Raw genomic sequence first — 23874 nt, forward strand, 5'->3', positions numbered from 1 at the left:
AATATGAATGAGATACGATTTCATGGAGATACCGAGCGTTGGAACGTGTACGATGGAGAAGAGTTGCTTTGCTCGCTACGTTGTGGTGATGCCGTGATGATTCAAGTAGGAAAGCACTTCTTGCCATCCAACCTTGAGCTCGATACGGACTGGTACGTGAAGTTTGGAAATTCGAAGTTCTGGCTCCACCGACATGCCAAGTACCGCGTCCGACCGCTGTTCTAACTGCTCTTCGGAGCAGTTTTTTTACGCCGACAAACAAAGGCGAAATATAATTGTCTCCGAAACGGCGGTGAGGAAAGCAAAAAGCCACCGTCATTGGCGGTTCCGAATCTACCGTCAATTAAAGTGGCTGATGACATCTACGAATGTCGCCAGAAAATCGAAAAAGAATTTTTTCATGATCGCGGCCGCGACAACCCCGATTTTCCGAACATATCAAAAGAAGTCACCCATTTCGTGAAACTTACGGGAAACGACAAATTCGGCGCCGAACTGATGATGCTCTACGTGGAAGCAAGCATGATTTTCGCAAGGACCCATTTCATCTCGGACGCCTCTCTTTCCAACAGCTTGTTGTCGGTTTTCACCGACCTGATTCATTTGCTTCAAAAGGATGAAACTCGCGAGCTGATCGAAGCGTACAAGAGCCGGATTCATGCGGCGCTGCAAAGCGCGGACAGGATCGATTACTGGGTTCTGCACAAGATGCATCATTTGTACGAGGGATTGGGCGGGATTGAGGAACAGAAATAATCGATGGATGAATAATCCGAGTGACAATAGTCGGATTTAAGTTTTGTCATTCGGTAAGGGGAATGCAGGAAGGGTGTCATGTCATTCTAAGATTTTGAACATCCATAACGGTTGAACTTGGGGGCTCGACTCAGGTTCAACCGTATTTGTTTGTGCTCGAACTTCTGTTCGCTGACCGGCTCTCGTAGAATGAACATCAACGAAGCTCAAATGAGGGGGCAAGTAAGAATGAAAATTTCTCAAGCGCGGCAATCCCATTATCAAACCTGCCAAGATTGCGGCAAAAACGTCTGAAAAGTCAATGCACTTCGAAAAGGGCAAAAATTTGCAACCTGTGCAGGATGCAGCGGAAGGGAGCTTATCCATATAAGGGCATTCTTATAATCGGGGATGGCTTTAAAAGGCAACGAGGGGCTTGTCACTTTTCAATATAAATCGGGGCATCGCCAACTGTTGACATTAAAGAACGCATGGGATTATGTACGGGAGGCCGCGCGCGTATAAACGGGGACAGAAGTCATTAGAGAGATCATGGATGTTGATGAAGCAGAAAAGCACGTGGTAGAGCGGGAAGAAGGCCGTTCTGCAGGAGCCCTTCCGCTCGGTTGGCCGCATCGCAGAGCTGTTCGGCGAAAACATGGACGACGCCCGGGAGATTATCGGCATTATCGACGATATAAATCGGAGTGCGGAGGTTGTCGGGGTTTGATTGGGCCTAGACAGGCAAAGAAACCTTGGTGAATTAGTCCAAGGTTTCTTTGCCATTCATGTGCGACATAAAAAAACACTACATTTCAATCCTCATTCATCAGAAGATGAATGACATGAAAACCAAAAAACGTCTTGACAACATTATTTAGCCAAACTTAAAATTGGTATCAAGACAAGAAAATTATTACATAAAAAAATACTACGAATCAAGTCCTTCGATGGATACGACGATTTTTATTCTTATCGACTAAACATTCGCAATATGTGATCGACCAACATCCTTGATGTAGCTTGGCCAGTTGAAAGTAGTTGCCGCATCCGTAGCAGTATACTCTGTTAACAAATGGCATCTATTGGTGAAAAGGAGAGCGATTGTGTTTCATATGAATACGCCAACAACACATCACATACTTACGGAATGGGAATCAGATACGAATGCTAGTAATCTTGTAGTTCATTTATATTCGCTACCTGTGCGTAATGTGTTCGAACTACACAATGAAAATGGACATGCTTGTTCCGAGTTACGAAGATTAAACAAAACTAATGTTATAGACTTTTTTGAACAGTTTATTGCAAGTTGGCAACCTATAGAAAATTGGGGCAAGTATACATTCACTAATCATGAATGCCGGTCAATAAATGCTTTAGTTTCAACTGAGCGAACAGTATTAGAACGTTTGCTTTTAAGAACGATTGAAAGCGCTCAGCCAAGAAATGAAATTGCCGCGGGTAGCCGGAAGTTTACGTGGCTGAAAGCAGAGAAAGTCGTTCAGAACATTTCAATTCATAGGGTAATTCATTGCGATGTTTCTATTAATATCAACGGTGTAATAACGGTTGGATTTGATTTAAATCATAGCTTTCGAACGAATGATTCCGTGTTTGATCTGATGAAGTCTAAAGCAATTATTAAAGGTGATCGAGTTATTGATAAATACAATAATCTGCATTATGAGTTCGATAAAGTTACAGAGTATACCATTAGTGATGTAGTACCAGAACTTGGTCAATCCGTCATTAATTACTTTGTTAGGGAAAGAAAACAAACTTGGAAAGTTGACAAGCTCGATCCGAGCATGCCCGTCGTTTATGTAAAAATGAAAAATAGACAAGCTCCCATTGCATATGCTCCTGCCATGTTACAAAAGGAGCTAACTTTTGAATCGCTTCCGGTTGCCGTAGTACGTCAAACGTCGGAAGTTTATAAACAAAATGCAAATCAAAAAATCAAGATATTGTTAGACGAGATGCAAAACATATTGAAACGTACAGATAAACTTCAGTTTTCCAAACAAAAGCTGCTTGTTCAGCAAAGCGGTTATAAGGTAAAGCAAATCGAAATCCCGAACCTTACATTTGGTAAAAATGTTACACAGTCACAGCCCAGATACGGTCTTGAAAAAGGTGGCGTTGTGCTGTCTAAGCCATTATCGATTAATTTACTCGTTTATCCGGAACTGATTAATACGAAGCTCAATGCCATTACAGCTTTTAATGATAAGTTAATCGCATTGTCTCATAAATGGGGAGTACCGCTTACAATACTTAAAAAATCTGAGACATATCGCAACAAATCAATCGATTTCACAAACCCGCATCAATTTGCTATTCTACTTAAGGAACTTGCGAATTATTCATTCCAGGAACTTACTCTTGTCATCATTCCGGAGAAAGTTGCAGGAATGTGGTATGACTTGATTAAAAAGGAATTTGGAGGGAATTCGTCAGTTCCTACTCAGTTCATAACAATAGAAACATTACAAAAAGCTAACGACTTTATTCTGGGAAACCTGCTCCTAGGGCTTTACTCCAAATCTGGTATTCAACCGTGGATCTTAAATTCATCACTATCATCCGATTGTTTTATTGGATTAGATGTATCCCATGAGTCGGGCAGGCATTCTGCTGGCATTGTGCAGATCGTTGGCAAGGACGGTAGGGTATTGTCTAGCCGAGCAAATACATCAAATGAAGCAGGGGAGAAAATCCGCCATGAGACAATGTGTCAAATTATATACTCAGCAATTGATCAATATCAGCGCCATTACAATGAAAAGCCAAGGCATGTTACATTTCATCGGGACGGGCTCTGCAGAGAAGATCTAAATAGTCTGGACGAAGTTTTTGACAGTCTGGGTGTAGACTATGATATGGTGGAGATCATAAAAAAAACGAACCGTCGAATGGCGATTAACGTCGATAAACAAGGATGGGAAACCAAATCAGGACTCTGTTATGTTAAGGATAATTGGGCATATCTCATTTCCACTAATCCGCACCCGCGTGTCGGAACGGCACAGCCCATTAAGATCGTCAAGAAACAGGGATCACTTTCTCTTGAAGCAATCGTCCAAGACATTTATCATCTTTCATTCATGCATATCGGGTCGTTATTAAAATGTCGGTTGCCCATAACCACGTATTATGCAGATTTAAGTTCTACCTTTTTCAATCGGCAATGGATTCCGATTGACTCCGGAGAATCACTTCATTTTGTCTAATAAATTTGACTTGCTTATTGATTTGAAATCAGGCTCCGCTTTCATTCGGATGCGGGAAGCTCCGGTATTTTGCTTTTGTCAGCTCCACATGCCCTCGTTTCAATTCATGCGAAATAACCGATTTCTTGCTTAAAAATGCCATCGTCTCGCATGTGCCAGATACCCGTTGACGTAAAAATAATTTGCGCAACTTATTTTTAAATCCTTGAGCGGTACAACGAGGTTCGGGGCATTTTGACGGATTATGTGCTGGAATCGGAAATCGAAGAGGAGACGGGACGGATCTTCATCCAGTCGATGGCCATTTACGAAATTTACCGGCCGAAGGATGTCGATTTTGTCACCTTGTTCCGTTACCGCTGGAATGGAAGAGTGAAAGAGTACGTGAAAGGAAACGAGTGATCAGGAGTGAAACCGGAAAAGGATGCGTCAAACCGTACTATTGCCTATTTTAGCCGGACCGGATTTCGGCGCGCCCTGGAGGCGATGTGGAAAAAGTACGTATCGCTTGGGCGGATCGGCGGGCAAGCGGTCGTCGAGCGGGCGTCAGAGGAAGAATGCGAGGCGATCAACTCTTTATTTGGCTGGAACAACAAGCCCGGCGATTCGGTTCGAATCCCGCTGGAGCTGTTCGATCAGGAGCTTCGCGAATCGGGCTTCGGCAACGATCTTCTCGAATTGCACCGGATGTTGAAAGGGAAGCCGCTGCTGACGAAGAGCGAACGAAAGGCGGGGCATCAAGAAAATTGGCGGAGACTCTTTGCGGAGGCGCGAGGGGCGGCATCGGATCAATGGGGCCCCTACAGTTTGCAATAGGCTGGCTCTAATGGAGGAAGAGACGGGTGCCGGGAGCCGCGCGTTTCGTGAGTGCTATAGGACGGATCGGGAGGCGGCCCGGACTTCGCTGGCAACCGTTGCCCGGGTGTTGAAGCATCTATTTGACGAAGCGGATTCCAAAGCAAACAGAACGCCGATCCGGCTTCCCGTTCTAGCGGCCCGCATCAGCGGAGACGCCCACGCGCTCGACCCGGGAACGCCTGCCGGCAGAATGCTGATCGCGGTTCTGCGATACGAAAAGGGGCTTGAAAACCGCGGAACGGGAGCATTCGAGCGACGAAGCGGTGGATGCCGACGATGGTTCGCAAACGTTAAAGCTTCGGGAGCTGTACCGCAGCTTTGGCATTTTGGACGATGACCTTTCTTCCATAGTTTATTGGTATTTTTCAGATTGGAGAGAATCGGCTATCCCAACCGTCTGGACGTTAAGGCAAGTCGATTCGGAGAAGCGGATTCCTGCCTGCTTGCGCATTTATGTCGTGGAGAATCCGGCCGTTTTTTCGACGATTCTGGATTCGCTGAACTCTTGCGCCAATGAGGGAGGCGAGCCTGCGGCTCTCCTGTGCACGAGCGGTCCCGCGAGCGCGGCTGCCATTCGCTGGATCCAGCGCTGTCTGGATATCTCCGGGGGCGATTGCCGCATTTATTATTACGGGGACTTTGACGTAAAGGGCCTGGTCATGGGTCAAACGCTGTACCGGTTGTTTCCGGGGCGGTTCGTTCCCTGGAGGTTCGATGCCAAGACCTACCGGGAGGCTGACGAAAAATGCCTCCTCGGTCTTTCGTTCGAAAGTGCCGAGTTGGATAAGCTTTGGGAAGATGGAGATGCCTTGGGACAGGCAATTATGCGGCACGATGCGCCGGATCGGAAAAAAAGTTCACCAGGAATCGCTCGTCTCGAAATTGGTTGAAGATTTTGCAGGGCGAAGCTGAGGTTTTAACAAAATATGCACCTCTATGCGGCGGGGCTTTTTTCCAGGAAGTCGCCTTTGTAGATCAAGGCGCCTCCTTAAAATCAATTTTTGCGGCAAAATAGCGGCAATGTTATGATGTAATTGAGGAGGGTGATTTCATGTTCATACCCGAATATTCAATTACGGATGCCATTGCCCGCAGACTGATGGATATATAGCGCGCCAGTGCAGTAGTCGATTTGCTTCCGTTGCCTGCATCTATTCTGGATTTGCTTAAGAAAGAATCGATGGAAAAGACGGTCATCCTCTCAACAAAGTTTGAGGGGAATACGCTTGACGAGGCGACGAAGCGAAAAGTTTTGTACCAAAATAGCAGCGACAATGAAGAGCAGGAAGTTTATAACTTGATGAAAGCTTTGGAATACCTGGATGAAGCCGAAAGAAGGCAGCTCCCGATCACCGAAGAGTTTATCAAGAAGCTGCATGCCATAATTAAAATATCGCACGGTCGAAGACTGCGCGTAGCGAATATCGTGAAAAGCAAAATCAAGTAGGGAGCCGCCATGCTTCCGGATACTATCTGCCGCCGGAACGGCAAGATGTCCCTTCATTGATGGAAGATCTGGTTGCCTGGATTAACTTGCCGGAAGTTTATTCTGTTCCGGTTCCCATCTAAGCAGGGATTTTTATGTGGCAGTTTTCTCACGATTCAAGCTACTGTAATTGCTTTATTTCCGGGGGGATTCGTTCCTCGGGGATTCGATATCGGAGAGCTAGCGCAAACCGCAGAAGCATCGAAGGGTTTTCTCACCGCTTCGCTTTGTAAAACTCACGGTAAAGCTTCATCAGCGCCCGCTTCTCGATCCGGGACACGTAGCTGCGGCTAATGCCGAACTCGCGGGAGATTTCCCGCTGGGGCCGTTCATCGCCGCCGAGTCCGAACTTCCGCGGATGACCTCCTGCTCGCGCTCGTCAAGAATGTCGAGATTGCGGTAGATTTTGCTTTTTTCTATTATAAGCTGAACTTTTTCGACCACTTCGTCAGGTTCCGTTCCCAGTATATATCACGGGGTATTCGTTAGAGGCGGGCCCGCTAGGAAAAACTAAGGGGTCCGACATGCGAAAAGCAAGACAGCACATGTGTTATAATGACTATAGATTAGGTCGCTGAAGGTTCATATGATGGAAGGTGATATCCATGAAACGGACGGAAGAACTTCATAAGCTTATCAAGCTTACAGGCGATCGGGCGAAGCTTGATGCAAAAGCAAATGAGACATACATCGTTTACAAAGCAGCGAACGGTCAGATCGTAAAAGAATACAGTAACGGCGAGATCGTTTTGGTTCCAGAGCAGGAAATTCCTCATGTTTGAACCATCAGGGATCATGTATGTATTTGCAGGGAATAACGGCAGCGGTAAGAGCACGATTTGGAATCTAATTGTTGATCGGCTTGGCATCAGCGTAAATATTGATGCGGATGCCTTAGCAAGGGGAATAGATGCTGTTCATCCGGATCGTCATAGGATGTCTGCAGGGAAAGAAGCCATAAAATTGGCTAGAGACTGTATTCGAAACCATCGTGATTTTTCGGTTGAAACGACATTAGCTGGCGGCAATACCATTCGTCTTATACAGGATGCAAAGACTAACAAATTTGAAATTACGATGTTTTATATCGGTCTTGGGGATTATCGCCTGAACATCGAAAGGGTTGCGGTTCGTGTGAAGAATGGCGGTCATCATATCCCATCTGAGGATATCATACGCCGCCATAAGACCTCCATTCGTAATTTACTTTCAAACCTTCACTTAATCGACCATTTAATGGTTATTGATAACAGTCGTGCCGAAGGGGAGATCGTGTTAGAGATGAATCATAACAAAATTACATATCGTACTAAGTCAATGCCGACTTGGACCGAATCGATCGAACAAAGAATAACAATGGTCCAATAATGAGATGATGCTTATATGTAAATCGAAGTTAGTATTTCTAAATAATGAACACTCCCTTAACTGAGGCTGTGTCGCAAGCCTTTGATATGGAATGCAAAGCGATGGGGGGATTGCCGGATCACATCGTTAAGTTGCAGCGGAAATGTGCTTTTTCCGATGTTGCAGCGCAATTCAAAGTGATCCCGGAGGAGCATGTGACGGTTGTAGCGGATGCTGAGCTTGCAAGCAAGCTGAGCAAGGGACTTGCTATATCGGCAAAGGAACTGCAGAAAGGCAGTGTTAGGATAAGGCGTTCCGTTTTAAGCAGGCTTGGGTGCGGTCAAGGGGAATTGCCTGTGCTTGCAGAGAGCCAGTATGACAGATTCCTGGGTTATATAAAAAGCTTAGTTTGAATTTCACGTTAGGGTTGGCCATGAGGCCAACCCTGTTATGGTTATTTCCGGGGGATTCGTTCCTCGGGGATTCGATATCGGAGAGCTAGCGCGAACCGGCAGATGCATCAAAGGGTTTTCTCACCGCTTCGCTTTGTAAAACTCATGGTAAAGCTTCATCAGCGCCCGCTTCTCGATCCGCGACACGTAGCTGCGGCTGATGCCGAGCTCGCGGGCGATTTCCCGCTGGGTCCGTTCGTCGCCGCCGCCGTCGAGTCCGAACCTTCCGCGGATGACCTCCTGCTCGCGCTCGTCGAGAATGTCGAGATTGCGGTAGATTTTGCTTTTTTCTATTTTAAGCTGAACTTTCTCGACCACTTCGTCAGGCTCCGTTCCCAATATATCTTGCAAGGTGATTTCGTTTCCTTCTTTGTCGGTTCCGATCGGATCGTGGAGCGATACGTCTTTTCGCGTTTTTTTCAGCGAGCGCAAGTGCATCAGAATTTCGTTTTCGATGCAGCGCGCCGCGAACGTAGCGAGCTTCGTCCCTTTGTTGGGCGAAAAGGACTCGATCGCCTTGATCAATCCGATCGTGCCGATGGAAATGAGGTCTTCCAGGTCTTCTCCGGTGTTGTCGAACTTTTTGACAATGTGCGCAACGAGCCTGAGGTTGTGCTCGATGAGCAAATTCCGCGAATGGGGATCGCCTTCCGCCATGCGGCGCAGGTGCAGCGCTTCTTCTTCATCGGTCAAAGGCTGGGGAAACGCGTTGTTTTTGACGTACGAGACGAGAAGGGACAGTTGCTTCAGGAACAAGGCGATTGCCGTAAATAATCCGGGCACGGGAAAGGCCACCTCCGGCTGTCAGTCGATTTCACGCAAAGAAGCACTACTTATTGTATGTGGGTAAGTGCCCAACCGTGCCTGTACCGCCAAAATGGGATGGCTGCGGGATGCCGATCCGCCGGCCGGGTTCATCAAATTGTCACGCCGTTCATGAAATGTTCGGTTGTTCCGGACGCGCAATTCCGTTAGGGTTAGGGTAACGGGAAATTTATTTCGTCACGATGAACGGGCGGGAGGTGACCGCAAATGACAGCGGCTTCGATGATCATCGTTGCCGGCGCGGCAGTCGCCATGCTTGTGGTGCTGATCGTCGGTTACAAAGCGATTTTAAAAGCGGGAGAATAAAGCGTTATCGTGTTTCGAAAAAGCCGGTTGCTTGCGGCCCGACGCCGCTTGCGAACCGGTTTTTTTTGTCGAATTTCATAGGATTGTGAAACTTGCCTGCCATTTTTTGCGTTTCATAGAGTGATAGATTCCTTCAGGCGCGACGAGAGAGGAGCGATCGAATGAACAAAAGCGGAAAAAGCTTCCCGAACTCATTCCTGTTTTCCGTTATGCTGCTGGCCGCGGCGATCGGATCCTTCGCGGCTTTTGCCGAACCGGCCGAAGCGGGTTTCTTCGATCGGATCCAGGACATTTACGAGGCTCCGGACAAGCTGGAGGCGCTCGAATCGAAATACGAGGAAGCGACCGACGAACTTCAGCGGCAAACGGAAACCTTTCTTCAGGAAAAGACGGAGCTGCTGGAGAAAAACGACGCCATGATGATGCAGAACGAGCAATTGGCGGGCCGAAACGAAGCCCTCGCCGAACAAAACCGCGCGCTTCTTGAACGGATGCAGATTTTGGAGGAACGGCAGGAAAGGCGGGCGGAATTGACCCGAAAGCTCGCATACGGCGCGGGGGCCGTGCTCGGATTGTTTTTGCTTTACGTGCTTTCGGTCCGTTTTTGGCGGTTTCTCGCCTGGCGCCGGCAGCGGCAGATGGGAGGGGGAGCGTAACCGATGGATATTCGCGCTCCCGCCCCGCTCGGCCAAGTGAGGGTCGTCCTTGAGCCGGGAGAAGCGCTGCATGTGCTCCACCCGAAAACGATCGTGGCGTTTCAAGGCGCGCCCTTGCAGCGGGAAGATCGGGTTATGGACCTCGCGAACGCCTACCGGAAAAAGAAATGGATCCGCAGCAAGCTTCAAGGCCCTGCCGACGTGCTGCTCGGCCTCCCGCCCGGGTGCGCCTTGACGGTCGTCGATATCGAACCGGACAGCGATCTTCTGTTCGATTTCAAGCATGTCCTTTTTTATACGGACGGTCTCACGATGCGCAGCCGGATTCAAAAAATCCGAACGGCCTGGATCACGAGACAATGGGTACGGATGAAATTTTCCGGTCCGGGGAAAGTCGGCGTCGTCACGACCGGCGACCTCGCCTCGATTCCGCTGCATGCCGGCGTGCCGCTGTTCGCCGAATCCGGTTCGCTCGTCGCGTTTCCGGAGCGGGCGGACGTCCGTTTGTCCGTATACGGCAATACGCTGGCGAGCCAGCACATGAATGTGCAGTGGGAGTTGACCGGCAGCGGTCCGGCGCTCGTGCAAAGCGGAACGAAGGAGACGGGGCTTGCCGATCAATTGTCCGGCGACGGCGTCGTCAAGCGGCTGCTGCGGGAACTGCTGCCTTTCGGAAGCGTGTATATAAAATAGGAAAGCTGCGGCGATTGTTTCTTGCCGCGGCTTTTTTGATGAGAGAGAATCCAGTTGAGTCATGACTACTCATCTTAACCCGCCATGCACAACCAGCGTCACTCAGTTGAGAAAAAATTACACATCTTGCCGCCTCCGCGCGAACGTCCCCGGCCCAGTTGAGTCGTGACTGCTCATCTTAACCCGCCATGCACAACCAGCGTCACTCGGTTGAGTAAAAATTACACATCTTGCCGCTTACGCGCAAGCTCCGCCGGCCCAGTTCAGTCATGACTGCTCAACTCAACCCGCCTCACGCATGCTTGTGCTGCGAACATTTCGGTCCGCCAGGAAAAAAACGGCCCCTAACATAATTGTCGCTTTGCAGGTAAAACCTAAAACCGATCATTCCGCATGAAAGGAGAATGGCGATGGCCGGAAGCGAAGCAACGAAAGGCGGCTCGAAGTATAAGCCGCTCTCCATGACGGCGAAGGAGTATCAGGCGTTCGCCAAAAAGCGCGAGCCCGCCCGGTCCGTGTTCGGCAACTGCCTGAAGGCGTTTTTGATCGGCGGAGCGATCTGCGTGCTCGGGCAGGCGATCCAATACTTTTTCATGGCGGCCTTCGGCATGGATTCCCGGCAGGCGGCCAATCCAACAGTCGCGGTCCTTATCCTCATCTCCGTCGTGCTCACGTGTCTCGGCGTATACGACAAAATCGCCCAATGGGCAGGAGCGGGAACGGCCGTTCCCGTCACCGGCTTCGCCAACTCGATGTGCTCGGCCGCGATCGAGCACCGCAGCGAAGGGCTCGTGCTCGGCGTGGGCGCGAATATGTTCAAGCTTGCCGGATCGGTCATCGTATTCGGCGTCGTGGCCGCCTTTGTCATCGGGATCATTCACTGGCTGATCGGAACGGGGGGTAAGCATGCTCCAGGGGCAACGAACGTGGGTGTTCCCCGCGCCTCCCGTCATCGTCTCCACGGGTACCGTGGTCGGGCCCGACGAAGGGGCGGGACCGCTTGCCGCGGACTTCGACCTGGTGCACCCCGATCTCGAAATGCAGCAGCCAAGCTGGGAAAAGTCGGAACGGCTGCTGATGGAGCAAGCGGCGGATATCGCCATCCACAAGGCCAAGCTGAAAAAAGAAGACGTGCAGTTTTACGTTGGCGGCGATCTGCTGAACCAGATCATCAGCAGCTCGTTCGCGGCCCGTACGCTCGGCACCCCTTATCTCGGCGTCTTCGGTGCCTGTTCGACATCGATGGAATCGCTGGCGCTCGCCTCGCTGATCGTCTCGTCGGGCGCCGGCGACCGCGTTCTGGCCGGGACGAGCAGCCACAACTGCACCGCGGAAAAGCAATTCCGCTATCCGACGGAATACGGCTCCCAGAAGCCGCCTACGGCGCAGTACACGATTACGGGAGGAGCGGCGGCTATCGTGGCCAAGTCCGGCTCGGGACCTAGAGTCACGGCCGCGACCGTCGGCCGCATCGTCGATTTGGGCATTAAGGACCCGTTCAATATGGGAGCGGCGATGGCGCCGGCAGCCGTCGACACGATTCAGGGCCATCTGCAGGATACCGGCCGGGAACCGGGCTACTATGACCTGATCGTGACGGGAGACTTGGCCAGCGTCGGCCATCCGCTCGCGACCGAAATGCTGAAGGACAACGGGGTGCCGATGGAGCAAACCCGGTTCGCAGACTGCGGGCTGATGATTTACGATATCGCGAAGCAAAAGGTGCAAGCCGGAGGAAGCGGATGCGCTTGCTCGGGCGTCGTGACCTACGGCCACCTGCTCAAAAAAATCGGCAACGGCGAAATCAAGCGGCTGCTCGTCGTCGCGACCGGCGCGCTGCTGAGCCCGCTTTCGTTTCAACAAGGCGAATCGATTCCGTGCATCGCGCACGCCGTTTCGATCGAAGCTTGATGTGAAAATACGTGCGAAATGAAGGAGATTGTGACCGCATGCAATATGTATGGGCATTTCTGATCGGGGGCGGCATCTGCGTCATCGGGCAATTGATGTTTGACGTCCTGAAGCTGACGCCCGCCCACACGATGGCAACGCTTGTCGTGGCCGGCGCCGTCATCGACGGACTCGGCTGGTACGAGCCGCTGATCGAGTTCGCTGGCGCGGGGGCGACCGTTCCGATCACCAGCTTCGGCAATTCGCTCGTGCACGGCGCGCTTACCGAGCTTCAGCGCGACGGGTGGATCGGCGTCATTACCGGCATCTTCGAGGTGACGAGCGCGGGCATATCGGCGGCGATCATTTTTTCGTTCCTTGCGGCGCTCGTCGTCAGGCCGAAAGGGTAAGCGACGGACGATATCGACCTTGCCAGGTACCGGGGCCGGCCGCGCGAGAGCGCGGTTTGGCTTTTTTTCTATGTATCTTTGTAAGATATCAAAATTTACGACCGTCTCCATATTCCGGTATAATGAAGGGGGAATGATTACTTACGGGATTCCATAGGAGGACACGGACATGGAACAACAGACCGCGATGCAATTGTTGGATCAAATTCGGCACAACGTGGAATCTTGTATTTTCGGCAAAAAAGATGAAATCACATGGATGCTGACGGCTATCGTGGCGGGAGGCCACGTGCTGATCGAAGACGTGCCCGGCACCGGCAAGACGCAGCTGGTCAAGGCGCTGTCGCAATCGATCGGCGGATCGTTTCATCGCATCCAATGCAACCCGGATTTGCTCCCGACCGACATTACCGGCGTTTCCATATATCATCCCAAAGAGGAACAGTTCGTGTTTCGCCCGGGACCGATTATGGCCAACATGCTCCTCGCCGACGAAATCAACCGCGCGACGACGAAGACGCAATCCGCGCTGCTCGAAGCGATGGAGGAGCGGTCCGTCTCGGTGGACGGGGTCACCTACGAGCTTCCGAAGCCTTTCGTCCTGTTCGCGACGCAAAATCCGATCGAATTCGAAGGCACGTACAGCTTGCCCGAAGCCCAGCTCGACCGCTTCCTGATGAAAATTTCGCTGGGCTACCCCGACGAAGCTTCCGAACGCCGGCTCATCACGGAGCCCGGCGCCGGCCGGTCGGCCGACCGGCTCGGAGCGGTCGCCTCCGTCGACGAAATCGTCGAGATTCAGCGGCTGGCGGACCAGGTTCATCTCGACCACAGCGTCGCCGATTACTTGATCGCGCTTATCCGCACGACCCGCAGCCATCCGGCCGTGCTGCTCGGCGCGAGTCCGCGGGCCGGCGTCGCGCTGGCTTCCGCGGCGAAGGCGTACGCGTTTTTGCAGCGGCGTTCGTTCGTGCTCCCGGACGACGTCAAGGCGATGTCGCCGCTCGTGCTCGCCCACCGGCTTCATCTGCGGGCCGAAGCGCGCATGCAGGGGACGACGGAAGCCGGCGTTCTGCAGGAAGTGCTGCGGCTGCTGCCTGTGCCGGTCGGCTTGGAGCGGTGACGATGAAGCGGCTGCCGATAACCCGGTTCGGGTGGCTGAGCATAGGCCTTTATGTTTCTTCTTTTCTTTTTCTCATGTTTCAAGGCGGCAAAACGTCGCTCATGCTGTTCGTCATGTTGAACGGACTCGCCGCTTATTTGCTGCTCGGACGGTTCAGCGGCATCGGCAACGTCAAGGGAACGAGAAGGCTCGACGATCGGCACGCGGGGGCGACGCTGTTCGCGGCGGGCAACCGCATGCGCGTCAAGCTGGATATCGAAATTCCCGGCTTTTGGCCGCTTCCGTACGTGATCGTCAAGGAACGGCTCACGAGGGTGAACGGCAGCGAGAGCCAGGAGTACGAGCTCTCTTTCGTTCCGGACTACAAGCGCAAAGGGACGATTTTGTACGAAACGGCTCCGCTGCGCAGAGGCCGTTACCGCTATCAATCCACCTTGTGCTCGACGAAAGACATTTTCGGGCTGTTCGAGCATAAGGGCTCGTTCGATAACCCGCTCGAAATCAAGGTCGCGCCGCGAACGATCGCGCTGCGGGAATGGCGCATGATGCGCCGCTCCAAATCGGGCGTTTCCCAGCAGCGGGTAGCTTCGCTGTGGGCGCGCGAAACGACGCAAATCGACGGCGTCCGGGAATATATCCACGGGGACCGGATGTCCCGCGTCCACTGGAACGCCACGGCCCGGACGGGCCAATGGAAATCCAAGGAATTCGAGCGCGAAGCGCTGCCGCGTTTCGTTATCGTCCTCGATGCTCTCTCCGCCTCTTATCGGACCGCCGACAGCTTCGAGCTGGCCGTTTCCTCCGCCGCTTCGCTGCTCGATTTCGCGCTGCGCAAAGGAATGCCGGTCGGCTTTGCCACCGTCGGCGAATCGAGAAGGTGGTTCGGCGTCGAGCGCCATCCGGTCAACCGCGAAACGATCATGGAGCATCTGATCGATTTGGAGCCGGAAGGCAGCGGATCGCTCGGCGATGCGGTGTTCGAAGCGCTGGACCGGTTCGAAGCCGGCGCTCATTTCGTCGTCATCAGTTCCGGCACGGACGAGCCGCTCGCTCGCGCCCTGGAGGCGTTGAGCGCGAGGCGGCAGTCTCCGAGCCACGTGCTCGTCGGCGAGCGGAACCCGAGCGCGGACGAGCAGAAGCGATTGCAGCGCTGGCAGCAATTGTTCCGCACGAACGGGTGGGAACTGATTCCCCTTTCCCGACTGGAGGATTTGCCTAACGCATTGGAGGTGGGAACCGCGTGAGTACCGTTTTGGCAAGCGCCAACCGGCGCACGGAACCGCTCTTCTGGCACCGCCTGCTGCTGGATCGGCTGCACCGCTTGTTCGCGATCGTGATCGTGCTGCAGCTCGTCCAATGTTTCGGCGAATATTGGTGGGACGAAACGTTCGGCGTCGTGTATGCCGCCTGCGCGGCATACGCCGTTACCGAACTGCTGATTCCGCGAGCGTTCGCGGCGCGGCTCGCCATCCAGATCGTCGCGTCCTGCGCGGCCGTCGTCTGGCTTACCGATTTCGTCTGGTACGGCTGGCCCGATTCCTGGCGAAGCTGGGACGCCATCCGGATGTTTCTGGAGTGGCACGGCAAGCAATTTCATCCGTATGTCGAGCTTGCCGCCGGTTCCCTGCTCGTCGCCCATTTCATGGCTTACGTCGGCTCGAACAAGACGAGGGCGATCGTGTTCATTCTGACTTCCGTCGCCGCGCTGTCCGTCGTCGATTCCTTCATGCCGCTCGAGCTGTGGCGGAACATCGCGTGGACGGTGCTTGCCGGGCTCGGCTGGCTGTTCGTTCTGCACCTTCGCACGCTGCGCGAGCGGCATTCCGACAGCTGGAACGCGCTTGCCGAGAGACCGCTGACGCTGCTCGTTCCCGCGATCGTCGTCATCGGCATGCTGGTCGCCATCGGCATGGCGATGCCGCGGGCGCCGGCGCTGCTTGAGGACCCGTATACGATCTGGCTGCAAGCCCAGAACAAGGAAGTGCCGAGCTTTTCCGGCGAAGGCGGACTGCTGAGCCGCTCGTCCTCCTCGTCCCAAAGCGCGCTCTCCTCCACGTCCGGCTACGGCCGCGACGATACCGAGATCGGCGGCGGCTTCCGGTTCGATTATTCGCCGGTCATGGAAGTGGCGACCAGCCGGCGGTCCTACTGGCGCGGAGAAACGAAGGCCGTCTATTCGGGCAAAGGCTGGAGCGACCGCAACGGTCTCGAAACGGTTCCTGCCGCGGCGGGAATGAGCGACTTGCCCATGGATCCGGAAATTCCGGAAGGGGTCGAAACGCGTCAGGTGACGCAAACCGTGACGATGCTCCGGGAGGAGCGGACGCCGGTGCTGTTTGCGGCCGGCCCCGCCAGCTCGGTCGGCGCGGTCGATGCTTCCGGCAACGCCAGATTGAACTGGGATCCGGAGGAGTGGGAGCTCAAGTTTCAACGCCCCGCAAGAGTGGAGTCGTACACGGTCGTTTCCGAGGTGCCCGTTTTGGACGTTGCGGTCTTGAGCGCGCTGCCGACCATTCCCGAAGACGGCCGGACGTCCATCGATGTCGATCCTTACTTGCAGCTGCCCGAATCGCTGCCTTCGCGGGTGCGCGACCTCGCGGCGGAAGCGACGAGCGGCGCGACCGGCGATTACGACCGGTTGAAGAAGCTGGAGCAATATTTGCGCACGGCTTATCCGTATACGAACGAACCGGACATAAGCAAGCAGCGGAGCGAAGACATCGTCGACGCGTTCCTGTTCGAAATCCAGGAAGGGTATTGCGATTATTTCTCGACGGCGTTCGTCGTCATGGCGCGGTCGCTCGGACTGCCGGCCCGCTGGGTGAAAGGCTACACGTCCGGGTTCGATCCGAGCATGGAGGAGCAGATGCGGCTGGGCGGCTATCAGCCGGATCCGGACGGAGCGGGAACGTACACGGTTCGCAACGCGGACGCGCATTCCTGGGCCGAAGTGTACTTCGAAGGCTACGGATGGGTTTCGTTCGAGCCGACGGCGGGCTTCAGCATGCCGGTCGCGGAAGTCGAACCGACGGCGGAACTGCCCGAAGCGACGACGGAACCGGTAACGGAAACGGCAACCGAACAACCGGCCGAGCAAGCTAGCGGCCGTTCGCCGGCGCTTCCGATCGCGGCTTCGGCCGTTGCCGTCGTCCTTCTGCTCGCGGCCGCGTGGGCCTGGTTCCGCCGCCGGGCGCTCATGGATGCCTGGAGGCAGTTCCGCAACCGCGGCACGACGCCGAACCAGCGGATCGTACGCGAAACGGAGAGACTGATTCGCTTCCTTAAAAGAAAAGGCTTCAAGCACGATCCGCACGAAACGCTGCGCGAGACCGTCTCCGGTTGGAGCGGGCGGCTGCAGACGCTTGGGCCGGATTTCGAGCATGTGCTCCAGCAATTCGAGCATGCCCGCTACGCGGGAGGAACCGGGGACGAGGAGACGTACCGCCGGTTCATCGCCGCCGCGGACAAAATCCGCAAATCGTTATAAGGAGGGAGAGTTCCGGCCCGGGATTTGCGCTTTCGACGAATCGTCGCCATTCATCGGATCGCTTCCCGCGCGGGCGCTCTTCCTTTTTTGCAAGGCGGGGCGGCGTGTGGTATATTTTGTTCATCATTGTTTAGGAGACAGGGGATTAGGGTGAATGTTTCAACGCTTGCTGCCCGATCAGATCGTGGGCACCGTTTACGATATCGATTTGACCGCTCTGCATGCCCGGGGAATCCGGGGCATCATTACCGATCTGGACAATACGCTCGTCAGCGCCAAGACGCCGCTCGCGACGCCGGAATTGGCCGAATGGCTGGAGAAGGTGAAGCTTGCGGGTTTTCGCGTTGTCGTGCTTTCGAACAATAATCTGACCCGGGTGTCCGCTTTCGCCCAGCCTCTCGGCATTCCGTACGTGCCGGCGGCCCGCAAGCCCGCCCAGGCCGCATTCCGCAAAGCGCTGGACATGCTGGGACTTGCCCCCGAACAAGCGGTCGTCGTCGGAGATCAGATGATGACAGACGTGCTCGGAGGCCGCCGGATGGGGCTCCATACGATACTCGTGACCCCGATCGCGCCGGGAGAAGAAGGGTTCGGCACGCGGATCAACCGGCTGATCGAGAAAATTGCCCTGTCCCGTTTGACGAAGCAAGGACTATGGCCGAAAAAGGAGGAACGCTAAGCTTGACGGAAACGGTACGAGAACGACTCAACTGCGCCGGCTGCGGCATCGCGCTGCAATTCGACCGGCCGGACGCGCCCGGATACGTGCCGGAAGCCGCGAGAGACCGCGAGCCGGTCATCTGCCAGCGCTGCTTCCGCATCAAAAACTATAACGACGCCTCGAGCGTGGCGATCGATCAGGACGATTTTTTGCGGTTTTTGGGCGGCATCGCCGCGACGAGCAGCCTGGTCGTCCATATCGTCGACCTGTTCGACTTCGAGGGCAGCGTCATTTCCGGGCTGCAGCGGTTCGTGGGCAACAACCCGGTGCTGCTCGTCGTCAACAAAATCGACCTGCTGCCGCGGGTGACGAACTTGAACCGGCTTCGCAACTGGGTGCAAAAGCAGGCGAGCGCCAACGGCCTGAAGGTGGCGGACGTCGTGCTGTGCAGCGCTCGCCGCAATACCGGATTCGACCGCGTTGTCGATCGGATCGCGGAGCTGAGGGGCGATCGGGACGTCTATGTCGTCGGAGCGACGAACGTCGGGAAAAGCACGCTGATTAACCGCTTGATCTCGGACTACAGCGATTTGAAGCGGGAAGTGACCGTTTCCAGGTATCCCGGCACGACGCTCGACGCGATCCGGATTCCGCTCGACGACGGAAAGTCGATTATCGATACGCCGGGAATCGTATACCGGTCGCGGCTTTCGGAGCTGGTCCCCCGTGAAACGCTGCCGGCGGTCATGCCGGACAAACCGCTGAAGCCGCTGACTTACCAGCTGAACAGCCGGCAGACGATTTTTTTCGGCGGGCTTGCGCGCTTCGATTTCGTGGAAGGGGAAAGGCAGTCGTTCACTTTGTATGTTTCTTCCGCTTTGCCCGTTCACCGGACGAAAATGGAGAAGGCAGACGAATTGTACGAGGTTCATCGCGGCGACATGCTGTCGCCGCCCTCGCGCGAGCAGCTCGACAGCCTGCCGGCCTGGACGAGACACTCGCTGCGAATTCCGAAAAACGCGTCGCTCGATATTTTCGTTTCGGGATTGGGCTGGATTCAGGCCAACGGGAAAAGCGGCGCGCAAGTGGATATCTACGCGCCCAAAGGGGTCAAGGTGCTGCTTCGGGATTCGATGCTGTAACCGGCGGTGTAAAGAGAGATAGAGGAGATACGAAAGGCTATGGACAGTCATACGGTTTTGTACGGCGTGATCGGGGACCCGATCCGCCATTCGCGTTCCCCGGTCATGCTGAATCGCGCTTTCGAAGAAGCGGGAATTAACGGCGCGTACGGCGCGTTCCACGTCGAGCCGCAGCGGCTGGGCGAAGCGATCGCGGGCATTCGCGCCCTCGGCTTCCGGGGACTGAACGTGACCATTCCCCACAAGGTCGAAGTGATGGCGCACCTGGACGCCATCGACGAGAGCGCCCGGGCGATCGGGGCGGTCAATACGATCGTCAACGACAACGGCAAGCTGACCGGCTACAATACGGACGGGGTCGGCTATGTCCGCTCGTTGAAGGAGGAAGTCGAGCCGGAGCTGGCCGGCAAGCGGATCGTCGTCGTCGGCTGCGGCGGCGCGGCGCGCGGCATCGTCTGGGCGCTGACGCGGGAAATGCCGTCCGGAATCGTGCTGGCGAACCGGACGGAAGCCCGCGCACGGGAGCTGGCCGCCTCGTTCGGACCGGAGGCGGGCGTGACGACCGTGCCGTGGGAGGCGCTGCGCGAGGCGTGCGCGGAAGCGGACGTCGTCGTCAACACGACGTCCGTCGGCATGGCGCCGCATACGGAAGCGACGCCGATCGACCCGGGCTGGCTCGCGCCCGGCGCCGTCGCGAGCGATCTGATTTACAATCCGCTCACGACCTCCTTTTTGCGGGGAGCCGCCGAACGGGGCTGCCGCATTCACGGCGGGCTGGGCATGTTCGTCTACCAGGGCGCATACGCTTACGAATATTGGACGGGCCGACCGGCGCCGGTTGCGGCCATGCGGGAAGCCGTGCTGGCCTCCTTCGCGGACGAAGCGGCCCGAAGCGCCAAGTAACGCGTAACGGCGCGCATACGAGTACGATAAGACCGAACCGACCAAACGAACGAAAGCGGGTTTGAATTTATGCTTACTGGCAAGCAGAAACGTTATTTGCGCTCCGAGGCGCATCATCTCCAGCCGATTTTTCAGGTCGGCAAAGGCGGCGTCAACGATCATTTGATCCGCCATATCGAAGAAGCGCTCGAAGCGAGGGAATTGATCAAAGTCAACATTTTGAACAATAACGACGACGACCGCCACGAGGTGGCCGACGAGCTCGCGGAGCGCTCCGGCGCGGAGCTCGTGCAGGTGATCGGGAAGACGATCGTCCTGTACAAAGAATCGAAAGACAACAAGCAAATCGAACTTCCTTAAGCAGAAAAGAGTCGATCGGCGATGAAGCGAACGGGGTTGATGGGAGGTACCTTCGATCCGATTCATATCGGCCATTTGCTGGCCGCCGAGGCCGCCCGGGAGGCGGCGAGCCTCGACGAGGTGTGGTTCGTGCCCTCCTCCGTGCCTCCGCACAAGCCGCAGCCGGGAGCAAGCGGCGAGCACCGCAGGGCGATGGTGGAGCGCGCGATCGGGGGCCACCCGGCCTTTCGGATCGAGGATATGGAGCTTGCGCGCGGGGGCGTGTCCTATACGTTCGATACGGTCGCCGCGCTGCAGAAGGAACATCCGGACCGAAGCTTCTGCTGGATCGTCGGGACGGATATGATGAACGACTTGCCGAACTGGCACCGGATCGAGGAGCTGGCGGAGAGGATCTCGTTCGTTTGCCTCGGACGGCAAGGCGAGGAAAGCGAGGAGCGCAATCTGCCGGAGTACTTGCGCAAGCGGCTCATTCCGGCGTCCATGCCTCCGATCGGCATATCCTCGACGGAAATCCGCCGCCGCGTCAAAGCCGGGCGGACGATCCGCTACCAGGTGCCGGAGGCGGTGCGGGAATATTTGGAAAGGTGGCGCTTATATGAATCGTGAAGCGTTGATGGAAGCGACCCGGAGCCAAATGCCGGAACGCAGATGGCGGCACGTGCTGGGAGTCGTGTCCGCGGCGGAGGAGCTCGCCGCCAGATTCGGCGGGAACCCCGAGCAGGTATGGCTGGCCGCGCTGCTGCACGATTATTGCAAAGCTTGGCCCGCCGACCGCATGGAAAGCATCATTCGCGGGCAAAACCTTCCTCCGGAGCTGCTCGATTTCGACAAGGAGCTATGGCACGCGCATGTCGGCGCCTGGGCCGTCCGCGAGGAGCTCGGCATCGAGGACGAGGAAGTGCTGGACGCGATCCGCTACCATACGTCCGGCCGCGAGGGCATGACGCTCCTCGACAAGCTGGTGTGCCTGGCCGATTATATGGAGCCGGGAAGGGATTTTCCAGGGGTGAATAAGATTCGCGAACTCGCTCAACATAGCTTGGAAGAAGCGCTCGTGGCGGGCTTCGATTCCACGATCTCGTTCCTCCTCGAAAAGGGCAAAACCGTTTTTCCCTTGACGGTGCTCGCGCGCAACGATTTAATACGAACGATACGGAATCAAACGAAAATTTCTTAAAATCGGAGGGTGATCGATTGGTTACGGCGGATCAATTGCTTCAAACGGTAGTGGCGGCGGCCGAAGAGAAAAAAGCTCACGAGGTGCTGGCGCTCAATTTGCGCGGCATATCCCTCGTGTCGGACTTTTTCGTCATTTGCCACGGCAACTCGGATACGCAGGTTCAGGCGATTTCGACCGAAATTCGCAAGCAGGCCGAACAATTGGGCTGTACGGTGCGAATGGAAGGCTTGGATACGGCGCGGTGGGTTTTGATCGACATGGGCGACGTCGTCGCCCACGTGTTCCATCGCGACGAACGGGAGTACTATCAGCTGGAGCGGCTTTGGTCGGATGCGAAAGCCGTGACGTTCGCATGACGCTCGCCGCGGGAACGATCGCTAGACTGCGCGTGCATCGCGAAGTGTCCCCGTACGGCTGGTACGTCGGCGAGGCCGACCCGGCAAGCCCGCAAGTGCTGCTGCCGTACGGCGAAGCGGCGGGTTCGCGTCCTGCGACGGGCGACGAAGTCGAGGCGTTTCTGTTTCACGACGACAAGGGGCGGATGACGGCCACGCTGCGGAAGCCGCTGCTTACGCTCGGGGCGATGGGCCGGCTTGCGGTAGCCGACTTCCACCCGCGGCTCGGCTGGTTTTTGGAAATCGGCATCGGCCGGCAATTGCTGCTCCCGCTTAAAGAGCTTCCTCCGACGAAAGAATGGTGGCCTAAAGAAGGGGACGAGCTTCATGTCGTCATGAAGCACGACAAGGAAGGCCGGATGCTGGCGCGGCTCGCCAAAATCGAAGACTACGAGGCGAAAGCGTTCCGGGCTCCGAATTCGTGGCATCACGAGCAGAAAACCGCCTGGGTAACGGACGTGTTCCGCGACGGCGTGTTCGTTCTGGTGGACGGCGGCTTGATCGGTTTCGGCGCGCTGGGGTACATCCCTAACGGTTCGGCGCCGAGGCAGCTGCGCATCGGAGAAAAGGTGGAGGCGCGCGTCGCGAAAGTCCGGGACGACGGAAGGGTGACGTTGTCGCTCAGACCCTCCAAGGAGAAGGGGAGGGTCGAGGATGCGGACCGCATCCTCGCTTTTTTGAAGGAACGGCCGGGCGGAGCGATGCCTTATTCGGACGCGACGGAAGCGGATATTATCCAGCGCAAATTCGGCCTCAGCAAAAGCGCGTTCAAACGGGCGCTCGGCAAGCTCATGAAAGACGGGCTGATTAAGCAGGAGGGCAATTGGACGAAGCTGGCCGCGGAACAAAACGAAACCGGCAGCGGCAAAACGCCGGCAAACGACTGAAACGGGGAAACACGATATGCGTTCATACCGTCAATTCGCTTCGGTTTACGACCGATTGATGGAAGAAATGCCGTACGCCGAATGGATGAATTTTGCCAGGCGCTGCTGGGAGAAGTACGGAATGCCCGCCACGGTCGCCGATCTCGGCTGCGGGACCGGCAACATCGCGATACCGCTCGCCAAAGCGGGCTTTACCGTTTTCGGCATCGATCTTTCGGCGGATATGCTGGCGGTCGGCCGCAGCAAATGGGATTCGGCGTCCGGCGGGGATCTGATTCGCTCGCGCGAACCGGGATCGATCCGCTGGCTGCAGCAGGACATGTGCGACTGGGAGCTGCCGGAGCCGGTGGACGCGGTCATCTCCTTTTGCGACAGCCTGAATTATTTGACGGAAAAACCGGATATCGTCTCGGTTTTTCGCCGAACGTTCGCAGGCCTGGCGCCGGGCGGACTGTTTCTGTTCGACGTTCACGCTCCCCGGCAGCTTGCCCGATATGCCGAAGAGCAGCCGTTCGTGCTGGACGAGCGGGATGTCGCCTACATCTGGACGTGCGAATACGATCCGGCGCGGCAGGAAATCGAGCACGACCTGACGTTTTTCGTGCGCGAGGACGAGCAAAGCGGAGGTCAGGCGGCATACCGGCGTTTTGAGGAGTCTCACGTGCAGCGCGCGTACGAGCCGGAGTGGCTCAAGGACGAGCTCGCCGCGGCCGGGTTCGAGCTGCTTCATCTGGTCGCCGACTTTCAGTGGAGCGAGCCGAACGCGGAGTCGGAAAGGCTGTTTTTCGTCGCCCGCAAACCGAAATAAAAAGAAAATCCCCCGGCGGATTCGGAAGGGC

General features: G+C 55.5%; 27 protein-coding genes and 3 pseudogenes. 28 read left to right on the top strand and 2 right to left on the bottom strand.

The annotated features are described in order from the left end of the window. The first annotated feature begins 3 nt into the window (after window positions 1–3). The 8 genes and pseudogenes from JW799_RS30255 to JW799_RS30265 form a co-directional block, all read left to right on the top strand. On the top strand, window positions 4–225 hold the full coding sequence (locus JW799_RS30255) for a DUF5348 domain-containing protein (protein ID WP_176220599.1): 222 nt from the start codon (window positions 4–6) through the stop codon (window positions 223–225). A gap of 234 nt (window positions 226–459) precedes the next feature. Beyond that, on the top strand, window positions 460–756 hold the full coding sequence (locus tag JW799_RS18785; protein WP_205431138.1) for a hypothetical protein: 297 nt from the start codon (window positions 460–462) through the stop codon (window positions 754–756). 1094 nt (window positions 757–1850) lie between these two features. Further along, a complete protein-coding gene (locus JW799_RS18790) occupies window positions 1851–3971 on the top strand; it encodes a Piwi domain-containing protein (RefSeq protein ID WP_080840602.1) in 2121 nt (706 codons plus the stop codon). Between the two features lie 234 nt (window positions 3972–4205). After that, complete coding sequence (locus JW799_RS18795) at window positions 4206–4373, top strand: hypothetical protein (protein WP_176220918.1); 168 nt, start codon at window positions 4206–4208, stop codon at window positions 4371–4373. 6 nt (window positions 4374–4379) lie between these two features. After that, window positions 4380–4787, top strand: coding sequence for a TIGR02679 domain-containing protein (locus JW799_RS29360; RefSeq protein ID WP_205431140.1), 408 nt, complete (start codon window positions 4380–4382; stop codon window positions 4785–4787). Between the two features lie 10 nt (window positions 4788–4797). Further along, entirely contained in the window at window positions 4798–5166 is a 369-nt protein-coding gene (locus JW799_RS30260) for a TIGR02679 domain-containing protein (RefSeq protein ID WP_080840600.1), read from the top strand. After that, window positions 5054–5719, top strand: a complete 666-nt coding sequence (locus JW799_RS18810; RefSeq protein ID WP_080840599.1) for a DUF2399 domain-containing protein — start codon at window positions 5054–5056, stop codon at window positions 5717–5719. The genes JW799_RS30260 and JW799_RS18810 overlap by 113 nt, the downstream gene beginning before the upstream one ends. A gap of 161 nt (window positions 5720–5880) precedes the next feature. After that, window positions 5881–6395: pseudogene (locus JW799_RS30265) on the top strand (Fic family protein); the annotation flags it as partial. Window positions 6396–6529: 134 nt separating this feature from the next. On the opposite strand, the pseudogene JW799_RS18820 reads toward JW799_RS30265, so the two are convergent. Continuing rightward, window positions 6530–6783 (bottom strand): annotated as a pseudogene (locus tag JW799_RS18820) (sigma factor-like helix-turn-helix DNA-binding protein); the annotation flags it as partial. Window positions 6784–6920: 137 nt separating this feature from the next. On the opposite strand from JW799_RS18820, the gene JW799_RS18825 reads away from it, so the two are divergent. The 3 genes from JW799_RS18825 (at window position 6921) to JW799_RS18835 (ending at window position 8075) form a co-directional block, all read left to right on the top strand. Continuing rightward, window positions 6921–7097 carry a hypothetical protein gene (locus JW799_RS18825; protein WP_176220916.1) on the top strand — a complete coding sequence of 59 codons (177 nt, stop codon included), beginning with the start codon at window positions 6921–6923 and terminating at the stop codon, window positions 7095–7097. After that, on the top strand, window positions 7090–7683 hold the full coding sequence (locus JW799_RS18830) for an ATPase (protein ID WP_080840598.1): 594 nt from the start codon (window positions 7090–7092) through the stop codon (window positions 7681–7683). Before JW799_RS18825 ends, JW799_RS18830 begins: the two co-directional genes overlap by 8 nt. Window positions 7684–7769: 86 nt before the next feature. Then, on the top strand, window positions 7770–8075 hold the full coding sequence (locus JW799_RS18835; protein WP_139787331.1) for a hypothetical protein: 306 nt from the start codon (window positions 7770–7772) through the stop codon (window positions 8073–8075). A 120-nt stretch (window positions 8076–8195) separates the two neighbouring features. On the opposite strand, the gene sigK is transcribed toward JW799_RS18835, so the two are convergent. Further along, window positions 8196–8897, bottom strand: a complete 702-nt coding sequence (gene sigK, locus JW799_RS18840) for an RNA polymerase sporulation sigma factor SigK (RefSeq protein WP_080840596.1) — start codon at window positions 8895–8897, stop codon at window positions 8196–8198. A 509-nt stretch (window positions 8898–9406) separates the two neighbouring features. On the opposite strand from sigK, the gene JW799_RS18845 reads away from it, so the two are divergent. The 17 genes and pseudogenes from JW799_RS18845 to JW799_RS18925 all read left to right on the top strand — a co-directional run bounded on the left by JW799_RS18845 (window position 9407) and on the right by JW799_RS18925 (window position 23843). Beyond that, complete coding sequence (locus JW799_RS18845) at window positions 9407–9901, top strand: hypothetical protein (RefSeq protein WP_205431142.1); 495 nt, start codon at window positions 9407–9409, stop codon at window positions 9899–9901. Window positions 9902–9904: 3 nt separating this feature from the next. Further along, window positions 9905–10594 carry an AIM24 family protein gene (locus JW799_RS18850; protein ID WP_205431144.1) on the top strand — a complete coding sequence of 230 codons (690 nt, stop codon included), beginning with the start codon at window positions 9905–9907 and terminating at the stop codon, window positions 10592–10594. A 410-nt stretch (window positions 10595–11004) separates the two neighbouring features. Beyond that, window positions 11005–11502: pseudogene (gene spoVAC, locus JW799_RS18855) on the top strand (stage V sporulation protein AC); the annotation flags it as partial. Further along, the gene (gene spoVAD, locus JW799_RS18860) at window positions 11501–12505 is read left to right on the top strand and encodes a stage V sporulation protein AD (RefSeq protein WP_080840592.1); all 1005 of its coding nucleotides are present in this window, start codon (window positions 11501–11503) and stop codon (window positions 12503–12505) included. The pseudogene spoVAC and the gene spoVAD, both read left to right, overlap by 2 nt. Before the next feature lie 38 nt (window positions 12506–12543). After that, complete coding sequence (spoVAE, locus tag JW799_RS18865) at window positions 12544–12894, top strand: stage V sporulation protein AE (protein WP_080840591.1); 351 nt, start codon at window positions 12544–12546, stop codon at window positions 12892–12894. A gap of 169 nt (window positions 12895–13063) precedes the next feature. Continuing rightward, on the top strand, window positions 13064–14017 hold the full coding sequence (locus JW799_RS18870) for an AAA family ATPase (RefSeq protein WP_080840590.1): 954 nt from the start codon (window positions 13064–13066) through the stop codon (window positions 14015–14017). Between the two features lie 2 nt (window positions 14018–14019). Beyond that, complete coding sequence (locus JW799_RS18875) at window positions 14020–15261, top strand: DUF58 domain-containing protein (protein ID WP_205431147.1); 1242 nt, start codon at window positions 14020–14022, stop codon at window positions 15259–15261. Continuing rightward, on the top strand, window positions 15258–17504 hold the full coding sequence (locus JW799_RS29715; protein WP_205431150.1) for a transglutaminase domain-containing protein: 2247 nt from the start codon (window positions 15258–15260) through the stop codon (window positions 17502–17504). The genes JW799_RS18875 and JW799_RS29715 overlap by 4 nt, the downstream gene beginning before the upstream one ends. A 154-nt stretch (window positions 17505–17658) precedes the next feature. Beyond that, window positions 17659–18183 (top strand): YqeG family HAD IIIA-type phosphatase, encoded by a 525-nt coding sequence (locus JW799_RS18885; RefSeq protein WP_080840587.1) that lies wholly within the window; start codon window positions 17659–17661, stop codon window positions 18181–18183. Beyond that, complete coding sequence (yqeH, locus tag JW799_RS18890; RefSeq protein WP_205431152.1) at window positions 18159–19307, top strand: ribosome biogenesis GTPase YqeH; 1149 nt, start codon at window positions 18159–18161, stop codon at window positions 19305–19307. The genes JW799_RS18885 and yqeH overlap by 25 nt, the downstream gene beginning before the upstream one ends. A 39-nt stretch (window positions 19308–19346) precedes the next feature. Then, window positions 19347–20210, top strand: a complete 864-nt coding sequence (locus tag JW799_RS18895) for a shikimate dehydrogenase (protein WP_205431155.1) — start codon at window positions 19347–19349, stop codon at window positions 20208–20210. A 69-nt stretch (window positions 20211–20279) separates the two neighbouring features. Next, window positions 20280–20570 (top strand): ribosome assembly RNA-binding protein YhbY, encoded by a 291-nt coding sequence (yhbY, locus tag JW799_RS18900; protein WP_080840584.1) that lies wholly within the window; start codon window positions 20280–20282, stop codon window positions 20568–20570. 21 nt (window positions 20571–20591) lie between these two features. After that, window positions 20592–21179: a nicotinate-nucleotide adenylyltransferase gene (nadD, locus tag JW799_RS18905; RefSeq protein WP_080840583.1), complete on the top strand. Its 588-nt coding sequence runs from the start codon at window positions 20592–20594 to the stop codon at window positions 21177–21179. Then, window positions 21169–21750 (top strand): bis(5'-nucleosyl)-tetraphosphatase (symmetrical) YqeK, encoded by a 582-nt coding sequence (gene yqeK / locus JW799_RS18910; RefSeq protein ID WP_205431160.1) that lies wholly within the window; start codon window positions 21169–21171, stop codon window positions 21748–21750. The genes nadD and yqeK overlap by 11 nt, the downstream gene beginning before the upstream one ends. Window positions 21751–21767: 17 nt before the next feature. Then, window positions 21768–22109 carry a ribosome silencing factor gene (gene rsfS / locus JW799_RS18915; RefSeq protein ID WP_080840581.1) on the top strand — a complete coding sequence of 114 codons (342 nt, stop codon included), beginning with the start codon at window positions 21768–21770 and terminating at the stop codon, window positions 22107–22109. Continuing rightward, window positions 22106–23035 (top strand): S1-like domain-containing RNA-binding protein, encoded by a 930-nt coding sequence (locus JW799_RS18920; protein ID WP_205431162.1) that lies wholly within the window; start codon window positions 22106–22108, stop codon window positions 23033–23035. The genes rsfS and JW799_RS18920 overlap by 4 nt, the downstream gene beginning before the upstream one ends. A gap of 16 nt (window positions 23036–23051) precedes the next feature. After that, window positions 23052–23843 (top strand): class I SAM-dependent DNA methyltransferase, encoded by a 792-nt coding sequence (locus JW799_RS18925; protein ID WP_080840579.1) that lies wholly within the window; start codon window positions 23052–23054, stop codon window positions 23841–23843. Window positions 23844–23874 lie beyond the last annotated feature (31 nt).

The sequence above is a fragment of the Cohnella algarum genome (genome assembly GCF_016937515.1).
In the GTDB taxonomy this organism is placed as follows: domain Bacteria; phylum Bacillota; class Bacilli; order Paenibacillales; family Paenibacillaceae; genus Cohnella; species Cohnella algarum.

Excerpts from the sequence above, each read along its gene's own strand:
- spoVAD (WP_080840592.1), top strand. The coding sequence starts at position 11,501 with ATGCTCCAGGGGCAACGAACGTGGGTGTTCCCCGCGCCTCCCGTCATC.
- spoVAE (WP_080840591.1), top strand. The coding sequence starts at position 12,544 with ATGCAATATGTATGGGCATTTCTGATCGGGGGCGGCATCTGCGTCATC.
- JW799_RS18870 (WP_080840590.1), top strand. The coding sequence starts at position 13,064 with ATGGAACAACAGACCGCGATGCAATTGTTGGATCAAATTCGGCACAAC.
- yqeH (WP_205431152.1), top strand. The coding sequence starts at position 18,159 with ATGGCCGAAAAAGGAGGAACGCTAAGCTTGACGGAAACGGTACGAGAA.
- JW799_RS18825 (WP_176220916.1), top strand. The coding sequence starts at position 6,921 with ATGAAACGGACGGAAGAACTTCATAAGCTTATCAAGCTTACAGGCGAT.
- JW799_RS18875 (WP_205431147.1), top strand. The coding sequence starts at position 14,020 with ATGAAGCGGCTGCCGATAACCCGGTTCGGGTGGCTGAGCATAGGCCTT.
- JW799_RS18835 (WP_139787331.1), top strand. The coding sequence starts at position 7,770 with ATGGAATGCAAAGCGATGGGGGGATTGCCGGATCACATCGTTAAGTTG.
- JW799_RS18885 (WP_080840587.1), top strand. The coding sequence starts at position 17,659 with ATGTTTCAACGCTTGCTGCCCGATCAGATCGTGGGCACCGTTTACGAT.
- JW799_RS18925 (WP_080840579.1), top strand. The coding sequence starts at position 23,052 with ATGCGTTCATACCGTCAATTCGCTTCGGTTTACGACCGATTGATGGAA.
- JW799_RS30255 (WP_176220599.1), top strand. The coding sequence starts at position 4 with ATGAATGAGATACGATTTCATGGAGATACCGAGCGTTGGAACGTGTAC.
- JW799_RS18920 (WP_205431162.1), top strand. The coding sequence starts at position 22,106 with ATGACGCTCGCCGCGGGAACGATCGCTAGACTGCGCGTGCATCGCGAA.
- yqeK (WP_205431160.1), top strand. The coding sequence starts at position 21,169 with ATGAATCGTGAAGCGTTGATGGAAGCGACCCGGAGCCAAATGCCGGAA.
- JW799_RS18895 (WP_205431155.1), top strand. The coding sequence starts at position 19,347 with ATGGACAGTCATACGGTTTTGTACGGCGTGATCGGGGACCCGATCCGC.
- yhbY (WP_080840584.1), top strand. The coding sequence starts at position 20,280 with ATGCTTACTGGCAAGCAGAAACGTTATTTGCGCTCCGAGGCGCATCAT.
- nadD (WP_080840583.1), top strand. The coding sequence starts at position 20,592 with ATGAAGCGAACGGGGTTGATGGGAGGTACCTTCGATCCGATTCATATC.
- JW799_RS18830 (WP_080840598.1), top strand. The coding sequence starts at position 7,090 with ATGTTTGAACCATCAGGGATCATGTATGTATTTGCAGGGAATAACGGC.
- JW799_RS18850 (WP_205431144.1), top strand. The coding sequence starts at position 9,905 with ATGGATATTCGCGCTCCCGCCCCGCTCGGCCAAGTGAGGGTCGTCCTT.
- JW799_RS18845 (WP_205431142.1), top strand. The coding sequence starts at position 9,407 with ATGAACAAAAGCGGAAAAAGCTTCCCGAACTCATTCCTGTTTTCCGTT.
- JW799_RS18790 (WP_080840602.1), top strand. The coding sequence starts at position 1,851 with ATGAATACGCCAACAACACATCACATACTTACGGAATGGGAATCAGAT.
- JW799_RS30260 (WP_080840600.1), top strand. The coding sequence starts at position 4,798 with ATGGAGGAAGAGACGGGTGCCGGGAGCCGCGCGTTTCGTGAGTGCTAT.